Below are 16433 nucleotides of genomic sequence, written 5' to 3'. Positions count from 1 at the left end.
CCGGCCTGCCGGTCGGGCGCCGCCACCGCGGCCCCGGGTCGGGGCCGCGCATCCACGTCGCGGCCCCTGGCCGTCAGGCCGGGCGGGCGAGTGCGTCGGTGAGCAGCGTTTCGAGTTCCTGGGCGACACGGTCGAGCGGCCGCATGCTGCGCTGGGCGCGGCACATGGCGATGGCTCCCTCGGGGGCCGCCACGACGAGCGCCGCGAGCCCGGGCGCCCGGTCGGGAGCCGCGCCGTGCGCCGTCAGCGCCTCGGTCAGATCGGGGGTATGGCGGGCGTCGTTCGAGAGGTCGGCGTCCACGCACGAGCGCCGGTACGCGATGGCCGCCGGGCCGCCGTACGCCGTCGCCGCGGCGGCCACGCTCCGCGAGCCGGGCGCGTCGAGCGCGATCGTCTGCATCCCGGGCTCCGATGTCGCCGCCGTCGCCACCCACGGGTCGGCCGGCTTCCCGCAGCTCCCTGAGATCCGGGACCGCCGCCGGGACTCCTGGGCCGTGCACCCTCGTTCCTAGGGCTGCGCGGGCCGGGCCTGGATGCCGGGGCGGAACTTCGGGACGCGGAGGGTGATCTTCGTGCCCGCTCCGACACCGGTCTCGATGACGAGGCCGTGGTCGTCGCCGTAGACCTGGCGGAGCCGGCGGTCGACGTTGCTCAGGCCGATGCCGCTGGCGGGGCCGGCCGTGCCGCGCAGGATCGCGCGCAGGCGTTCCGGTTCCATGCCGATGCCGTCGTCCTCGATGACGACCCGGGCCTCGGTGCCCTCGTCCTCGGCGACGATCGTGACCCCGATGCGCTCCACGGCCCCCTCCAGCCCGTGTTTGAGGGCGTTCTCGACGAGGGGCTGCAGGCACAGGAAGGGCAGCGTCACGGGCAGCACCTCGGGGGCGATGCGCAGGGTGACCTGCAGGCGGCGGCCGAAGCGGGCGCGGGCGAGTTCCAGGTACTGCTCGATGGAGCGCAACTCCTCCGCGAGGGTGGTGAAGTCGCCGCCGCGGCGGAAGGAGTAGCGGGTGAAGTCGGCGAATTCCTGGAGAAGTTCACGTGCGCGCTCGGGGTCGGTGCGGACGAAGGAGGCGATGCTCGCGAGGGAGTTGTAGATGAAGTGCGGGGAGATCTGGGCGCGCAGGGCCCGAACCTCGGCCTCGTGGGCGCTGGTGCGGGCCCGGTCGAGGCCCGCGAGCTCGAGTTCCAGGGTGAGCCGACGGGCCGCCTCCTCGCCGGCCCGGGCGACGGCGGTGGACTCGCCGGCGGCGAACACGACAAGGGCGCCGTGGGCGCCGCCGTCGGCGGAGAGCGGCACGAGGGCACCCCAGCGGACGGGGCAGCCGGCGTCGTCGCAGGACAGCGGGAAGCTCCGGGCGCGCGGTGGGCGGGCGAGGTGTGCCGGCACCTCCGCGCGGTGGTGTTCGCCGGCGCCGTCCCAGGCGAGCACGGCGGTGTCGTCGGTGAGGGCGAGGGCGGGGGTGCCGAGCAGGGGGCGCAGTCTGCGGACGGTCTTGCGGGCGGTGTCCGGGGTGAGCCCGGCACGCAGGGGTGCCGCGGCGAGCGCGGCGGCGTGCAGGCCATGGGCCAGGGCGCGCGCCCCGTCACGGTCGGCCGAGTGCTCCTGCTGCCGGCGCGCCGCTCCGTGCCCGAGGGCGGCACCGAGCACGAACAGCCCGAGGCCGGCGAGAAAGAGCGCCGCGGTACCGAGGACGGTCATGGGTGACGCGGGTTCGAGCCGGCGGGGCGGGTGCCGGAGCGCCGGGGGGCGCCGTCGGCCGCCGAGTAGCCGGTCCGCCCGGAGTCTCCTCGGTGCCGGCGAGCGCCGGGGGCCGGGCGGTTCGGGCGCGCGGCGCGTTCGCACCGGTGTCGGCGGCAGCCGGGACCTGGCCGATGCCGCCCGGACTCCCGGCCCTCCCCGTGCCGCCCGGCGTCAGGGCCGTGCCCGTGCCGTCGAGCCGCGTGGTCCTGCCGGTGTTGTGGCGCGGCGTGGTCTCCGACGGGTGCCCCGGTTCGGATGTCCGTGTCGCTGGTCTGCACAACGGCTCCTCGGTCACGTCGTCGCCGGTCCGGGGCGGGTGAGGGCGGGGGGTTCGGGGAGGTGGAGGCGGGCCATGGTGGCGGCGGTGCCGGGTGGGACGCGGCTGCGGGTGGCCAGGGAGATCAGGACCATCGCGGCGAAGCCCACGGGGACGGACCACACCGCGGGCCAGGCCAGCAGGGTGTGCAGCCAGCCGGAGCGGGCACCGCCGGCGATGGTGGCCGTCACCGCGGTGAGCGCCGAACCGCCGCCGAGGACGAGCCCGGCGATCGCGCCCGGCGGGGTCAGGCCGCGCCACCAGATGCCGAGGACGAGCAGCGGAGCGAACGAGGACGCGGAGACGGCGAAGGCGAGTCCGACCGCGTCGGCCACGGGCAGATCGCTGACCACGGCAGCCGCAGCCGTCGGCACCGCGATCGCGGGCAGCGTGGCGAGCCGGAAGTGGCGGACGCCGAGCGTGGGCAGCACGTCCTGGGCGAGGACGCCCGCGACGGACATGGTGAGCCCGGACGCCGTGGAGAGGAACGCCGCGCAGGCGCCCCCGGCGACCAGCGCGCCGAGCAGGTCCCCGCCGACCCCGCCGAGCAGCCGCTGCGGCAGGACGAGCACCGCCGCGTCGGTGTCGCCGGTCAGGAGCAGGTCGGGGGCGTACAGGCGGCCGAGCATGCCGTACAGGGGGATGAGCAGGTAGAACGCGCCGAGCAGGCCGAGCACGCTCACGGTGGTGCGGCGGGCGGCGCGGCCGTCGGGGTTGGTGTAGAAGCGGACGACGACGTGCGGAAGGCCCATGGTGCCGAGGAAGGTGGCGAGGATCAGCCCGTAGGTGGCGTACAGGCCGTGCTGTTCGCGGTCCGAGGACAGCGGCATGGCCCAGCTGGAGGGCACGGTACGGCCGGCCGCCCGGTCCGGCAGCGGGACCCGGGCGCCCGCCGGGAAGCGCAGGGCGCTTTCCGCGCCGATGCGGTGCCGGCCCTCGCCGAGCCGCAGCGGCGCTCCGTGCACCGCGCGTCCGTCGACGGTCCCGGACGCGGTCACCCGGACCGGCTCGCGCACGGTGAGGGTGAGTGGCCGGTCGACGCGTACCTCGGTGGAGCGGTGGAAGACGGGCCGGTCGTCCCAGGCGGGTGCCGGGGCGTGGTCTGCGCGCCAGGCGAGCAGCAGGAACACCACGGGCACCAGCAGGGCGGTGAGTTTCAGCCAGTACTGGAAGGCCTGGACGAAGGTGATGCTGCGCATCCCGCCGGCGGCGACGGCGCCGGTGACCACGGCGGCGACGACGAGACCGCCGAGCCAGCCGGGCGCGCCGGTGAGCAGCCGCAGGGTGAGGCCGGCGCCGCGCAGCTGGGGCAGCAGGTACAGCCAGCCGATGCCGACGACCAGCACACCGGCGATCCGGCGCACCGCCCGGGACTCCAGCCGGGCCTCGGCGAAGTCGGGCAGGGTGTAGGCGCCGGAGCGGCGCAGCGGGGCGGCGACGAAGGCCAGCAGGACCAGGAAGCCGGCGGTGTAGCCGATGGGGAACCACAGCATGTCGACGCCCTGGGCGAGGACGAGTCCGGCGACGCCGAGGAAGGAGGCTGCGGACAGGTACTCGCCGCTGACCGCGCAGGCGTTGAGGCGGGGCGCGACGGTGCGCGAGGCGACGTAGAAGTCGGAGGTGGTTCGGGAGATGCGCAGGCCGAGCCCGCCGACGAGGACCGTGGCGAGGATCACGGCCGTCACGCCCACGATGCCGTACGTCTGGTTCACCGGCCGGCCCCGGCGGTAGGTCGGCGCATGGTCAGGGGTGTTCCGCGGGAGCGCCGGCGGCCGCGTCGGTCTCGTTGCGCTCGGCGCGGCGGACGTACCAGGCGCCGATGGCCAGCAGGGCGGGGTACGGCGCCACGCCCAGGACGAGCCATACGGCCAGGGGGACGCGGGGTGCGGCGCCGGTGAGCGGCAGGATGCGCAGGAGTACGGGGAGCAGGCCGAGCGGGATCGCGAGGAGGGCCGTGGTGACGAGAGCGGCCGTCAGCTGACGGCGTATCAACTGCTCCGGTAACACCTCGGATTGGGGGTGTGACGGGGGTGCCGGGCGCGGTGCGGGCGCACCGTCGGCGGGGCGCGGCCGTCCGGTGACCACCTCTCTGCGAGGGACGGATTCGGCACCCATGACGCACTCCCCGACGCAGCGGTGATCACCTTGTGCTGCGGCGAGTGTACGCAGCGGGCCGGGGCCGAGACAGCGGATGGACGAGAATCGCCACAGGTCCGTCACCCGGCAACCGCTTCCCGTGCTCAACGGGCCCTGCCCGCCGCGTGTCTGGCCAGCAGGTCCCGCAGTTCCCGGGCGTTGCGCCGGCTCACGGCCAGGACGCGGTCTCCGATCCTTACGGTCACGTTGCCGCCGTCCAGGCGGAGTTCCTCGATGCGGCCGAGGGCGACGAGCCGGCTGCGGTGGATGCGCACGAACCCGCGTGCGCGCCACTGTTCCTCCAGGGTGGACAGGGCGACGCGCACCAGGTGGCTGCCGTGCGGGGTGTGCAGTCGCGCGTAGTCGCCCTGGGCCTCGACATAGGTGATGTCGGCGATGGGCACGAACCGTGTCACCCCGCCCAGTTCGACGGGGACCTGATCACCGGAGGCGGGCGCCTGCTCGGGCGTGGTCGCGGCGTGGGCGGCGGCCGGCCGGGGTCCCTGCCCGGCCCGGACCAGTTCGGCGACCCGGCGTACGGCCTCGGCGAAGCGCTCCCTGCGGAGGGGCTTGAGCAGGTAGTCGACGGCCTTGAGGTCGAAGGCGCGGACGGCGAAGTCGTCGTGGGCGGTGACGAAGACGATCAGCGGCGGGGCGGCGAACCCGCCCAGCAGTCGGGCGAGTTCGAGGCCGTCGAGTCCCGGCATGTTGATGTCCAGGAAGACGACGTCGATGGCGTCCTCGCCGTCCGGCCCGTCCGCCCTGGCCCGGCCGAGCCGGCGCAGCGCCTCGGTGGGTCCCGCCGCCGGCGCCACGGTGCCGATCCGGGGGTCCCGCTGCAGGAGGTACAACAGCTCCTCGAGCGCGGGCTCCTCGTCGTCCACCGCCAGCACACGCAAGGGAGCCTCGCTCGCGCTCATCCCCGCCCTCTCCTTCCCGTTTCAACCACTCACCAGGTGCATGGTGGCCGTCCCGTCCGTCCGCGTCGAGATCGCGTGCGCCGCTGACGCGGCCGGCCCGTGCCGTCGATCGTGTGCCGCGCCCTCGTGCCCCGTCACGCCCGCGCGACGAAGCCGCACACCGGTACGGCCCCGCGCCCCTTCACTCCGGGACCACCAGCCGTGCCGCCTCCCCCGGGCCCACCGGAACCACCCGGTCGCGCAGGCAGACGTCGATGGGGGCGCGGTCGGAGTCCGGTACGGCGATCTCCAGCAGGCCGCTGCGCAGGTGCAGATGGACGCCCCAGTGGCCGTGGTAGCGGATGGCGAAGCCGTAGGAGGAGAGTTCGGGGAGTGGGACCGGGTCGAGGCACAGGGCGCCGTTGCGGGTCTCCAGGCCGGTCAGTCCGCGTTGGACGAGGTCGAGGGTGCCGCCCATGGCGCCGAGGTGGATGCCCTCGCCGGTGGTGCCGCCCTGCAGGTCGGCGATGTCGCCGCGCAGCGCCTCCTGGACGAAGGTCCAGGCGTCGGTACGGCGGGCGCGGGTGAGGACCCAGCCGTGGACCAGGCCGCTCAGGGTGGAGCCGTGGCTGGTGCGGTGCAGGTAGTGGTCGACGGTCGCGGTCCAGGTCCGTTCGTCCAGGCGACAGCCCAGCCGGTCGAAGAGGGAGCGGAGTTCGGCGACCGAGAAGAGGTAGCCGAGCATCAGCACGTCGGCCTGTTTGGACGCCTTGTAGCGGTTGACGGTGTCGCCCTCGGCCTCCAGGATCCGGTCGAGGCGGCGGATGTCGTCGTACCGCTTGCGGTAGTCGTCCCAGTCCAGCTCGGCGAGGTCGCCGTAGCCCTCGAACTGGCTGATCACCCCGTCGTGGAAGGGGATGTGGAGGGTGCGGGAGATCTCCTCCCAGCGGGCGGGCTCGTCCTCGTCCAGGCCGATGCTCTCCGCGAGTTCCTCGCGGCGCGGCTCGGGCATGGTGGTCAGCAGGTCCAGGGCGCGGGCGAGCACCCACGCGGCGGTGACGTTCGTGTACGCGTTGTCGTCCAGACCCGGCCGGGCGGCGCCGGGGTAGGCGTCGTGGTACTCGTCGGGGCCCATCACCCCGCGGATGCGGTACCGGCCGAGGCGGTCGTCGTAGCGGGCCGAGTCCGCCCAGAAGCGGGCGATCTGCAGCAGCATCTCGGCGCCCTCGCCGTGCAGGAAGTCGGTGTCCCCGGTGGCCTCGCAGTACTGCCAGATGTTGTAGGCCACCGCCGAACCGACGTGGTGCTGCAGCCGGGAGTGGTCGGGCACCCAGCGGCCGGAGCGGGGGTTGAGGTGGAGTTCCGGGGCCTCCTCGCGGCCGTCGCTGCCGCTCTGCCACGGGTAGAGCGCGCCGCGCCGGCCGAGTTCGCGGGCCGCGTGGCAGGCGGCGTCCAGGCGCCGGTGCCGGTAGTGGAGCAGGGCGCGGGAGACCTCGGGGAGGTGCAGGTTGAGGTAGGGCAGGACGAAGAGTTCGTCCCAGAAGACATGGCCGCGGTAGGCCTCGCCGTGCAGTCCGCGGGCGGGGACGCCGGCGTCGAGGTCGGCCGTGTGCGGCGACAGCGTCTGCAGCACGTGGAACAGGTGCAGGCGCAGGATGCTGCCCGCCTCGCCGGGCACCTCCAGCGCGGTGCGCCGCCACAGCTGGTCCCAGGCGGTGGCGTGCGCCTCCAGCAGTGCGTCGAAGTCGGGGGCGGCACCGACCCGGTCGACGGCCGCGTCCAGCGGGTCACCGATGGCGGGGTCGTGCGAGGTGTGCAGGGCGACCGTCTTGTCGACGGTGACGGTACGGCCGGGTGCCAGGCGCAGCCGCACGTGCTGGACGGCGCGCAGGGCCTCGTGCGCCGTCGCCACCGGCGCCTCGGCGGACAGCCGGGCCGCCAGGACGCATTCGATACGGGACGTGCGGGTGTGGCAGCGCAGCCACATCGCGCCGTGTGCGGCGAGACCGGTCCGGATCTGGGTGAGGTGCCGGCCGTCCAGGTCCCGGTAGCGGGCCACGCCGGCGTTGGTGACGCGTCCGTCGAGCGCGGCCTCGACCTCCAGCTCGGCCCCGTCGCCCTCGATGGTGAACTCCGTGCGCAGCGCGGCGACATGACGGTCGGCCAGGTGGACCAGGCGCAGCTGGCGCACATGGAGTGTGGCGCCGCCGTCGAGGACGTAGCTGGTGCGGCGTTCCAGCAGGCCGGGCTCGAGATGGATGGTCAGGTGGTGCTCGGTGACGGGGTCGGAGTCCGGGGTGAGCCAGGCACCGCCCGCCGGCCGGAAGCGCAGCGGCAGCCAGTTGGGGAGGTTGACCATGTCCTCGCTCTCGACCCGGCGTCCGGCGACCTCGGAGGTGAGCCGGTCGTAGCAGCCGGCCACGTAGGTGCCCGGGTAGTGGATGTCGTCCGCGGTGCACTCGGGCAGCGCCCCGCGGGTGGCGAAGTACCCGTTGCCCAGGGTGCACAGCGACTCCCGCAGGCGTTCCTCCTCCGGCCGGTAGCCCTCGTACTCCCAGGTCGGCCCCGTCACGGTCACCCCTCGGACAGCAGGCCGGCGAGGATCCGGTCGGGGGTGAGCGGCAGGTCGCGGAAGCGGATGCCGGTGGCGTGGTGCACGGCGTTGCCGATGGCGGCCGCGGTGCCGACGATGCCGATCTCGCCGATGCCCTTGCTGCCCATGGGGTTGAGGTGCGGGTCGTCCTCGGCGATCCAGTCGGCCTCGATGGCGGGCACGTCGGCATGGGCGGGCACGTGGTAGGAGGCGAGGTCCGCCTCGGGGAAGTCGCCGAACGCGCGGTCCAGGGTGCTGTGTTCGGTGAGGGCCATGCCGAGGCCCATGGTCATGCCGCCGGTGAACTGGGAGCGGGCGGTACGGGAGTTGAGGATCCGCCCGGCGGCGAAGATCCCGAGCAGCCGCCGTACCCGGGTCTCGCCGGTGACGGTGTCGACGGCGACCTCGGCGAAGTGGGCCCCGAAGGCGTGCCGGGCGTAGGGGCTGTCGGCGTCGGCCTGCCCGGCGGTGTCGGCGTGGGTCTCGGTGCCGTCGGCGGGCAGCGCTCCGGTGTGCGCGGCGAGCCGGGAGGCCAGCCCGGTACAGGCCTCGTGCACGGCCCAGCCCCAGGAGGCGGTGCCCATGGAGCCGCCGGCCAGCCAGGCCGACGGCAGATCGCTGTGCCCGATCTCTGTGCGGACCCGGTCGAGGGGCGCGCCGAGGGCGTCGGCGGCGATCTGGGCGAGGACGGTACGGGCCCCGGTGCCGATGTCGGTCGCGTTGATCCGGACGACGAAGGTGCCGTCGGGCAGGGCCCGGGCGGTCGCGGTGGCCGGGACGGCCGCGGCCGGGTAGGTGGCCGCGGCCACGCCGGTGCCGATGAGCAGCGGGCCCTCGCGGCGCCTGCCCGGACGTGGGTCACGCCCGTCCCAGCGGAAGCGGCGGGCACCCTCCCGTAGGCACTCCACCAGGTGCCGGCTGCTGAACGGTTTGCCGCTGCCCGGCTCCCTCTCGGGTTCGTTGCGGACGCGCAGCTCCACCGGGTCGGTGCCGAGGGCGCAGGCGAGTTCGTCCACGGCCGACTCCAGGGCGTACATGCCGGGCGCCTCGCCGGGGGCGCGCATCCAGGACGGGCTGGGCACGTCGAGCGGGACCACCCGGTGGGAGCTGAGCAGGGCCGGGGTGGCGTACATGACGCGTGAGGGCACCGCGGCCTGCTCGACGAACTCCTTCACCCGGGAGGTGTGGGTGGTCGCCTCGTGCAGCACGGCGGTGAGGCGGCCGTCCGCGTTCGCGCCGAGGCGGAGGCGCTGCACGGTGGGGGCGCGGTGGCCGACGGTCGTGGGCAGGTGGCGGCGGGGGCAGGCGAGGGTGACGGGCCGGCCGGTGCGCCGGGCGGCCATCGCGGCGAGGACGACGTCCGGGCGCGGGGTGCCCTTGGAGCCGAAGCCGCCGCCGACGTGCTCGGTGACGGCGGTGACGTGGTCCTCGGGCAGCTCGAACAGCTGGGCGAGGACCTCCCGCACGGTCGTACCGCCCTGGCTGGAGGTGTACACGGTGAGCCGGTCCCCGTCCCAGTGGGCCGTGCTGGTGTGCGGCTCCATGGGGTGATTGTGCAGCGGCGGCACCCGGTAGGTGACGTCGACACGGACGTCGGCGGCGGCGTAGGCGGCCTGCGGGTCACCGTGCTCGACGCGGCCCGGATAACCGGCGTTGGCCTCCTGGGGCTCGTAGGCGTCCGGGTGCTCCGGGTCGAGATCGGCGTGGTGGGGTTCGGCCGTGTAGGTGACCCGTACCGCCCGGGCGGCCGCGCGGGCCGTCTCCAGGGTGTCGGCGACGGCCAGGGCCACGCACCAGCCCCGGTGCGGCACGTGCGGGCCCTGCAGCACGGCGAGCGTGGCGTCCTCGGGTACGGCGAGACGCGGGGCGTCGTCGGGGGTGAGGACGGCGAGGACACCGGGCAGCGCGAGGGCGGCCGAGGCGTCGACGGAGGTGACCCGGCCCCGGGCGATCGCGGCGGGCACGGGCCAGGCGTGTGCGCGCCCGGGCAGGACGTACTCGCCCGCGTAACGGGCTGCGCCGGTGACCTTCTCCCGCCCCTCCCGACGCTCGACGGGGGCGCCCAGGGCGCTGCCGGGGCCCGGCCGCCCTCCTGGCCGACGCTCGCCGAGAGCCCCGGTCGGGGTGGCGGGGGCCGTGTGCCGCACGTCCCGGCGCTCCTCGGGCACACCCAGGCCGCTACCGGGGCCGACGTGCCCTCCTGACCGACCCTCACCGAGAGCCCCGGTGATGCCGGCGCCCGCGTTCCGTACGTCCGGGCGCTCTTCGAACCCGCCCAAGGCGGCACCGCCAGCACCCGGACGCCCTCCCGGCCGGCCTCCGCCGCAAGACCCGCTGCCGGCGGCCGCGTTCTCTGCCGACCGGCACTCTTCCGGCGCGCCTAGGGCACTACCAGTACCCGGACGCCCTCCCGGCCGGCGTCCGCCGGAAGCCCCGGTGCCGGCGGTCGCGTTCTCTGCGGACCGGCGCTCTTCCGGCGCACCCAGGGCACTACCAGTACCCGGACGCCCTCCCGGCCGGCCTCCGCCGGAAGACCCGGTGCCGACGGCCGGGTCTTCCGGCGCGCCCAAGCCGCCACCGGGAGCCGGGTGCGCTCCTGAGCGGCGCCCGCCGAGAGCCCCAGTGGCGCCGGCGACCGGGTCCCCAGCGTCCCGGCGCGATTCCGGCGCACCCAGGGCACTACCAGGGGCCGGGCGCCCTCCCGGTCGACGTCCGCCGGAAGCCCCGGAGGGGGTAGTGGGGGCCGTGGGTCGTGCGCGGTCTTCGGGGGTGCCCGGGGGGTTGGCGGTCATGGGGTCCTCCTGGTCTGCTCGCTCCTGCCGTGCCGGCTCAGGCCACCGCCGGGGCCGGGGCGAGGCGGTTCAGGACGTCGAGGGCGAGATTGCGGGCGAGGGGCACCTTGTAGGCGTTGTCCCGCAGCGGCTCGGCGTGCGCGAGTTCCAGCGCCACGGCTCCCTCGAAGGCCTCGGGCGTCGCGGGGGCGCCCAGCAGGGCCAGCTCGGTGTGCCGGGCCCGCCAGGGCCGGTGGGCGAGCCCGCCGAAGGCGATCCCCGCGTGGTCGATGACGCCGTCCGCGACCCGCAGCACGACGGCGACGGACGCGAGGGCGAAGGCGTACGACGCCCGGTCGCGGGCCTTGCGGTAGGCGGACGGGACGCCGGCGGTGGCGGCCGGGAGCAGCACGCCGGTGATCAGTTCGCCGGGGCTGATCCAGGTGTCCCGGTCGGGATGCTCGCCCGGCAGCCGGTGGAACTCGGCCGCCGGAAGGCGCCGGGTGCCCTCGGTGCCGTACAGCTCGACCTGGGCGTCCAGCGCGGCGAGGGCGACGGCCATGTCGGACGGGTTGGTGGCGATGCAGTGCTCCGAGTGGCCGAGGACGGCGTGGTCGCGGTGGACGCCCTCCCTCGCGCCGCAGCCGGTGCCGGGCTCGCGTTTGTTGCAGGGTTTGTCCAGGTCCTGGAAGTAGGGGCAGCGGGTGCGCTGCAGCAGGTTGCCGCCGGTGGTGGCGGCGTTGCGCAGCTGCCCGGAGGCGCCCGAGAGGAGCGCCTGGGACAGCGCGGTGTAGCGGTCGCGGACGCGGGGGTCGGCGGCCAGGTCGCTGTTGCGCACGGTGGCGCCGACGCGCAGGGAGCCGTCGGGCAGCTCCTCGATCGTGGCCAGGGGCAGCCGGCCGACGTCGATGAGCAGGGCGGGTCGCTCGACGCCGAGTTTCATCAGGTCCACCAGGTTGGTGCCACCGGCCAGATAGCGGGCGCCGGGGTGGGCGGCGTACGCCTCGACGGCCTCCTGGAGGCTGCCGGGCCTGAGGTATCCGAAGCCGTTCACCGGATCACGTCCTCCACCGCCTCGACGATGCGCGGGTAGGCGCCGCAGCGGCACAGGTTGCCGCTCAGGCGCTCGCGGATCTCGGCCCGGTCCAGCGGGACGGGCCGGCCGGAGGGGGCCGCGGGATCGGTGACGTGGGACGGGTGGCCCGCCGCTGCCTCGGCGATCATGCCGATGGCCGAGCAGATCTGCCCGGGGGTGCAGTAGCCGCACTGGAAGGCGTCGCGGTCGAGGAAGGCCCGCTGCAGCGGGTGGGGCTCCTCGCCGTCCCCGCCGAGGCCCTCGACGGTGGTGATCTCGCTGCCGTCGAGGGCGACCGCGAGCAGCAGGCAGCTGTTGACGCGGCGGCCGTCGGCCAGCACGGTGCAGGCACCGCACTGGCCGTGGTCGCAGCCCTTCTTCGACCCGGTGAGGCCGAGGTCCTCGCGGAGCAGGTCCAGCAGGACACGCCGGTGGTCGACGTGCAGGGTGTGGGGCTTCCCGTTGACCCGGAGGGTGATCTCCGATGCGGGAGAGAGCTGGTTTTCTCTGGTCATGGCAGGGGTGGCCTTCCGGACGGGCCCTGGTGTCCGTCCAGACCGCGTATCCACGCGACGGCGCCTCACACGTCAGGCAGGCCACACCCTTCGCTCACGGGTAGCGGACCAGGTCCGCGACGTTGCTCGAGGAGTTCGAGGGTCCTCCGGTGGTGTTGATGACGTGGCTGATGGTGCCGGTGCCGCCCAGGGAGACGGTGACCATGCTGGTGAAGTCGACGTTCGGGTTGCTCGGCACCTCGAAGGCACGGTCGGCGGTCACACTCGGGTTGACGTTGAAGTAGCAGTAGCTGCCGAGTCCGTACGCCTGGTGGCTGGTGACGGAGTCTGCGACCTTGTAGGCGGCGTAGCCGCGTGTGGAGCCGTTCATCCAGGCGGACTGGTTCGGCGGGTCGTAGGGCATCTCGTTCTGGAAGAAGTAGGTGCGGCCGCCGTTGCCGTTCCAGAGCACCTGGTACTTCTGGAAGTGCTCCACGAACAGGCCGTACATCGTCACGTCGTCGCCGTTGACGACGAGCCCGGTGTCGGCGGTGTTGCTGGTCCAGCCGACGCCGCTGCCGTGGTCGGCGCGCCAGAGCCACATGTGGTCGCCGATGACGTTGTCGCTGTTGACGACGAGGCCGGTGGCCGCCTTGCCGACGCCCGCGCCGCCGATGCGGAAGTAGACGTCGTGCAGGGAGGTCGGGTCGGCCGCGTGGGAGGCGGTGGAGCCGGCCGGCCCGACCTCGAGCAGGGTCTTCGAGCTGGTGGTGCCGGCGTCGAAGAGCAGGCCCGCGATCCTGACGCCGTCGACGTCGGCGACGGTCATCGCGGTGATGCCGTTGTCGGGGACGAAGGTGGCGAGCCCGAGGCCGAGGACGACCGTGTGGGGGCGGGTCACCTGCAGGGTCTGGTCGAGGTGGTAGACGCCGGGCGTGACGAGCAGGTTCTGCCCCGCCGCGAGGGCCGCGTTGATCTGTGCGGCGGTGGCGCCGGGCTTGACGACGTAGAACTGGCTGAGCGGCAGCGAGGTGCCGGACGGGCTGCCGCTCCCCCAGCTGGTGGCCGTGGAGTTGGAGCGTACGGACGGCACGAACACCTGGTAGTTCCCGGAGCCGTCGACGTACAGGAACGGCTTCTCGCGGGTGACCGGGCTCTGGGCGACGGTGGTGTACGGCGGGTTGGGGAAGCTGGTGGCGGGGACGCCCTGGCTGCCGACGAACACCATGTTCCAGTTGGACCCGGTCCAGCCGCCGAGCTGGGAGTTGCGGGTCAGCCACTGCTGCTGGGTGCCGGAGTCGACCCGTCCGTCCACCTTGCTGTCGGCGAGATAGCCGCCGGAGGACCAGCCGCCGTCGTCGAGGGCGAGGTTGCCGCGCAGATGCATCCGGCGGTACGGCGCGGCCTGCGAGACGGCCCAGCGGTCGCTGCCGTTCGTGGGGTTGACCGAGAGGTTCTCGGCGCCGCGCCAGAAGTTCTGCGTGGCGTTGCCCTGGAACCAGTCGGCCTCGGCGTGCACGGCGCCGTTGATCGAGACCGCGTCCGGGGTCAGGCCGAGGCCCAGCACCTGGGTGTAGAAGCCGACGTTGACGTCCGCGCTGTAGGCGCCGGGCTTGAACAGGACGGCGTAGCGCTGGGCGCCGAACTGGTTGGTCTCCTGCTGCTTGAAGATCGCGTCCAGCTTGCTCTGTATGGCGGAGGACGACATGGACGGGTCGAAGACGACGACGTTCGGACCGAGGTCCGGGTTCGTGGCCGACTGGGTCACGGGGACCACCTGGAAGCGCTGGGCGGCGGTGCCGTTGCAGGTGTACTGCTGGAGCTGCACGCTGTCGGCGGTCGAGGCACCGGGGTCGTCCAGGCACTTGCCGCTGTTCTTGTTGACGAGGTGGAAGGCGCCGCCGCCGTCGTCCACGGCCTGCCACTGCTGGTTGGCGCCGCCGCCGTAACTCCACAGCTGGACGGGCGCGTTGTCGGCGGTGGACACGTCGGTGACGTCGACGGACTTGCCGGTGTCGTTGCGGTTGTCGATGTGGACGTAGCCGTTGCCGGCGTCGGTGAGGCTCCACTGCTGGGCGGCGCTGCCGTTGCAGGTGTACTGCTGGACGGGGGTGCCGTTGGCGGTGGCCGCGGCCTTGGCGTCCAGGCACTTGCCGCTCGCGGCGTTGATGACGGTCGTGAAGCCGGTCGGCAGGGCGGTGGCGGCGTGGGCGGGTCCGGCGCCGAGCAGGGGGGTGGGCCCGGCGGTGAGCAGGGCGGCGGCCGCGGCGGCGACGAGGGCGACGGCCGTCGGTCTGCGGCGTGGACGGGGAAACACGGGTTCTCCTGGGGGGCGGGGTCAGCCGGTGTAGGCGGCGAAGACGCGGGTGTAGTCCCAGTCGGACTGGGCGACGCCGGAGCAGCTGTCGGCGGGGCCGCCGGTGCACGGCCGGTCACGGTTGGCGGACCAGAAGGTGAGCCGGGCGAGGTGGTGCGCCTGCGCGTAGGCCAGGATGGTCCGGAAGTCGTTCACCGTGACGGTCTCGTTGTTGTCGGTGATCCCGTTCATGGACGAGATGCCCATGTCCCGGTAGGCCTGGTCGTCGCTGTAGCCGTATGCGTTCTTCAGTGCGTTCTTCAGACCCTCGGCCGCCTGGGTGGTCAGGTTGCCCATGTTCTGTCCGGCGCCGCCGAAGTCGAACGGCATGATGGCCCAGGCGTCCACGGTCAGCCCGGAGGACGCGGCGCGGTCGATGAGGCTGGTGTCGGGCCCGCTCTGCCCGGTGCCCTGGGTGATGTACACCTTCAGCCCCGGGTTGTCGGCCTTCACGGTCTTCAGCGCGTCCACGGTGCGCTGCTGCACGGTGGCGTTGCTGTAGGCGTCGGCCTCGATGTCGATGTCGATCGCCTTCAGGCCGTAGGCGTTGACGACCTTCTGGTAGGCCGCCGCCAGCTCGCCCGCGCTGGAGCAGGAGCTCTCCAGCTTGTTGCCGCTGTAGCCGCCGAAGGAGGGGATCACGTCACCGCCGTCGGCCCGCACGGTGTCGACCGTCTGCTGGTCGGCCCCGCCGGTCAGGGGGCGGCTGCCGTCCCACTGCGGGTTGCAGTAGCCGTTGCTGAGCACGAAGGCGAGGGTGAACCACTTCACGCCGGTGGCCTGGGTGATGGTGGCGGGGTCGGGCGGGCTGCCCCAGCCGTTGTAGAGGTACGGCGCGACGGCCATGGGCGCGGACGGGGTGCCGTCGCCCCCGCTCGCGGGTGCGTTCCACTTCTGGTTGGCGCCGCCGCTGCAGCTCCAGATCTGTGTCCGGGTGCCGTTGGCGGAGTTGTTGCCGGTGACGTCCAGGCACTTGTTCGCCTGGGGGTTGACGATGTCGTGGGCGGCGGTGACGGTCCACTTCTGGTTCGCGCCGCCGGTACAGCTCCACAGCTGTACCTTGGCGCCGTCGGCGGTCGAATCGCCGGTCACGTCCAGGCACTTGCCGAGGGCGCGGATGGTGCCGTCGGTGCCGACCGTCCACTGCTGGGCGTTCGTGCCGTTGCAGTCGTAGAGCTGGACGGGCGTGCCGTCGGCCGAGTTGGCGCCGGCGACGTCGAGGCACTTGCCGGCGAGCCCGGTGATGGCGCCGGTGGCGGCCTGGGCGGGGGAGGCGGTGAGCAGTCCGGCGGAGAGCGCGAGGACGGCGAGCGGGACTGCGGTGGGGAGTGGTCTGGCCATGTACGGGCGGCCTCTCGCGTGGGGGGTTTGGGGTCCAACACCGGTGAACAGAGTGGGCATTGGGGTGTCCGCTGACTTTGTTTAAGGCGTGAAACTAAAGGTCCGGACCAGTGGAGTCAAGAGGCGCGGCAGCAACTCGCCACGCCTGCACGGAGATTCGGCGATGATGGCCGCGTGATCGACTACGACGAGGAGGCCCGGGGGTACGACGCGTCCCGGGGTGGGGAACCGCGCGCCCGGGCGGCTGCGCAGGCTCTGGAGGAGCTGCTGCCCCAGGGCCCCGGGACGGTGCTGGACCTCGCGTGCGGGACCGGCATCGTCACCAGGAGGCTGCGACGGCCGGGGCGGACGGTGCTCGGTGCGGACCGCTCGGAAGGGATGCTCGGGCTCGCCTCTCGGCGCGTGCCGCGCGGTGTGATCCGCGCCGACGCGACCCGGCTGCCCCTGAGGCCGGGCTGCGTGGACGCGGTGGTGATCGTCTGGCTGCTCCATCTGCTGCCCGAGCCGGCCGCCGTACTCGCCGAGGCGGCCCGGGTGCTCAGGCCCGGCGGTGTCCTCGTCACCACCGTCGACAAGGACGGCGCCTACTTCGTGCCGGACAGCGACGTCGCCCGGGCCACGGCCGGCCTCCGGGAGCGGTATCGCCCCCGGGTCCCGGACGACCGCGCCCGGGTGCGGGAGCGGGCGGCCGCGCATGGGCTGCGGCCG

General features: G+C 73.9%; 12 protein-coding genes. 1 reads left to right on the top strand and 11 read right to left on the bottom strand.

What is annotated here, in order from left to right:
- Nucleotides 1–73: 73 nt before the first annotated feature.
- The 11 genes from ABT288_RS45645 to ABT288_RS45595 form a co-directional block, all read right to left on the bottom strand.
- Entirely contained in the window at nucleotides 74–400 is a 327-nt protein-coding gene (locus ABT288_RS45645) for an LmrA/YxaF family transcription factor (RefSeq protein ID WP_351621679.1), read from the bottom strand.
- 108 nt (nucleotides 401–508) lie between these two features.
- Nucleotides 509–1702: a sensor histidine kinase gene (locus tag ABT288_RS45640; protein ID WP_351621676.1), complete on the bottom strand. Its 1194-nt coding sequence runs from the start codon at nucleotides 1700–1702 to the stop codon at nucleotides 509–511.
- A 333-nt stretch (nucleotides 1703–2035) separates the two neighbouring features.
- Entirely contained in the window at nucleotides 2036–3772 is a 1737-nt protein-coding gene (locus ABT288_RS45635) for a sodium/solute symporter (RefSeq protein WP_351621673.1), read from the bottom strand.
- A 31-nt stretch (nucleotides 3773–3803) separates the two neighbouring features.
- Complete coding sequence (locus tag ABT288_RS45630) at nucleotides 3804–4175, bottom strand: hypothetical protein (protein WP_351621670.1); 372 nt, start codon at nucleotides 4173–4175, stop codon at nucleotides 3804–3806.
- A gap of 125 nt (nucleotides 4176–4300) precedes the next feature.
- The gene (locus ABT288_RS45625; RefSeq protein WP_351621668.1) at nucleotides 4301–5116 is read right to left on the bottom strand and encodes a LytR/AlgR family response regulator transcription factor; all 816 of its coding nucleotides are present in this window, start codon (nucleotides 5114–5116) and stop codon (nucleotides 4301–4303) included.
- Between the two features lie 181 nt (nucleotides 5117–5297).
- A complete protein-coding gene (locus ABT288_RS45620; RefSeq protein WP_351621665.1) occupies nucleotides 5298–7667 on the bottom strand; it encodes a glycoside hydrolase family 65 protein in 2370 nt (789 codons plus the stop codon).
- A gap of 2 nt (nucleotides 7668–7669) precedes the next feature.
- The gene (locus tag ABT288_RS45615) at nucleotides 7670–9754 is read right to left on the bottom strand and encodes a xanthine dehydrogenase family protein molybdopterin-binding subunit (RefSeq protein WP_351621682.1); all 2085 of its coding nucleotides are present in this window, start codon (nucleotides 9752–9754) and stop codon (nucleotides 7670–7672) included.
- Between the two features lie 763 nt (nucleotides 9755–10517).
- The gene (locus tag ABT288_RS45610) at nucleotides 10518–11513 is read right to left on the bottom strand and encodes an FAD binding domain-containing protein (protein WP_351621662.1); all 996 of its coding nucleotides are present in this window, start codon (nucleotides 11511–11513) and stop codon (nucleotides 10518–10520) included.
- Nucleotides 11510–12049 carry a (2Fe-2S)-binding protein gene (locus ABT288_RS45605; RefSeq protein ID WP_351621659.1) on the bottom strand — a complete coding sequence of 180 codons (540 nt, stop codon included), beginning with the start codon at nucleotides 12047–12049 and terminating at the stop codon, nucleotides 11510–11512. Before ABT288_RS45605 ends, ABT288_RS45610 begins: the two co-directional genes overlap by 4 nt.
- Nucleotides 12050–12143: 94 nt before the next feature.
- Nucleotides 12144–14345: a pectate lyase-like domain-containing protein gene (locus tag ABT288_RS45600; protein ID WP_351621656.1), complete on the bottom strand. Its 2202-nt coding sequence runs from the start codon at nucleotides 14343–14345 to the stop codon at nucleotides 12144–12146.
- A 21-nt stretch (nucleotides 14346–14366) separates the two neighbouring features.
- On the bottom strand, nucleotides 14367–15725 hold the full coding sequence (locus ABT288_RS45595; RefSeq protein ID WP_351621654.1) for a lectin: 1359 nt from the start codon (nucleotides 15723–15725) through the stop codon (nucleotides 14367–14369).
- A 174-nt stretch (nucleotides 15726–15899) separates the two neighbouring features.
- Here ABT288_RS45595 and ABT288_RS45590 point away from each other — a divergent pair.
- On the top strand, nucleotides 15900–16433 hold a 534-nt coding region (locus tag ABT288_RS45590), incomplete at its 3' end, for a class I SAM-dependent methyltransferase (RefSeq protein WP_351621651.1).

Source organism: Streptomyces sp. NPDC001093 (assembly GCF_040298985.1).
In the GTDB taxonomy this organism is placed as follows: Bacteria; Actinomycetota; Actinomycetes; order Streptomycetales; family Streptomycetaceae; genus Streptomyces.
This window is presented reverse-complemented; position numbering and strand designations above follow the sequence as displayed.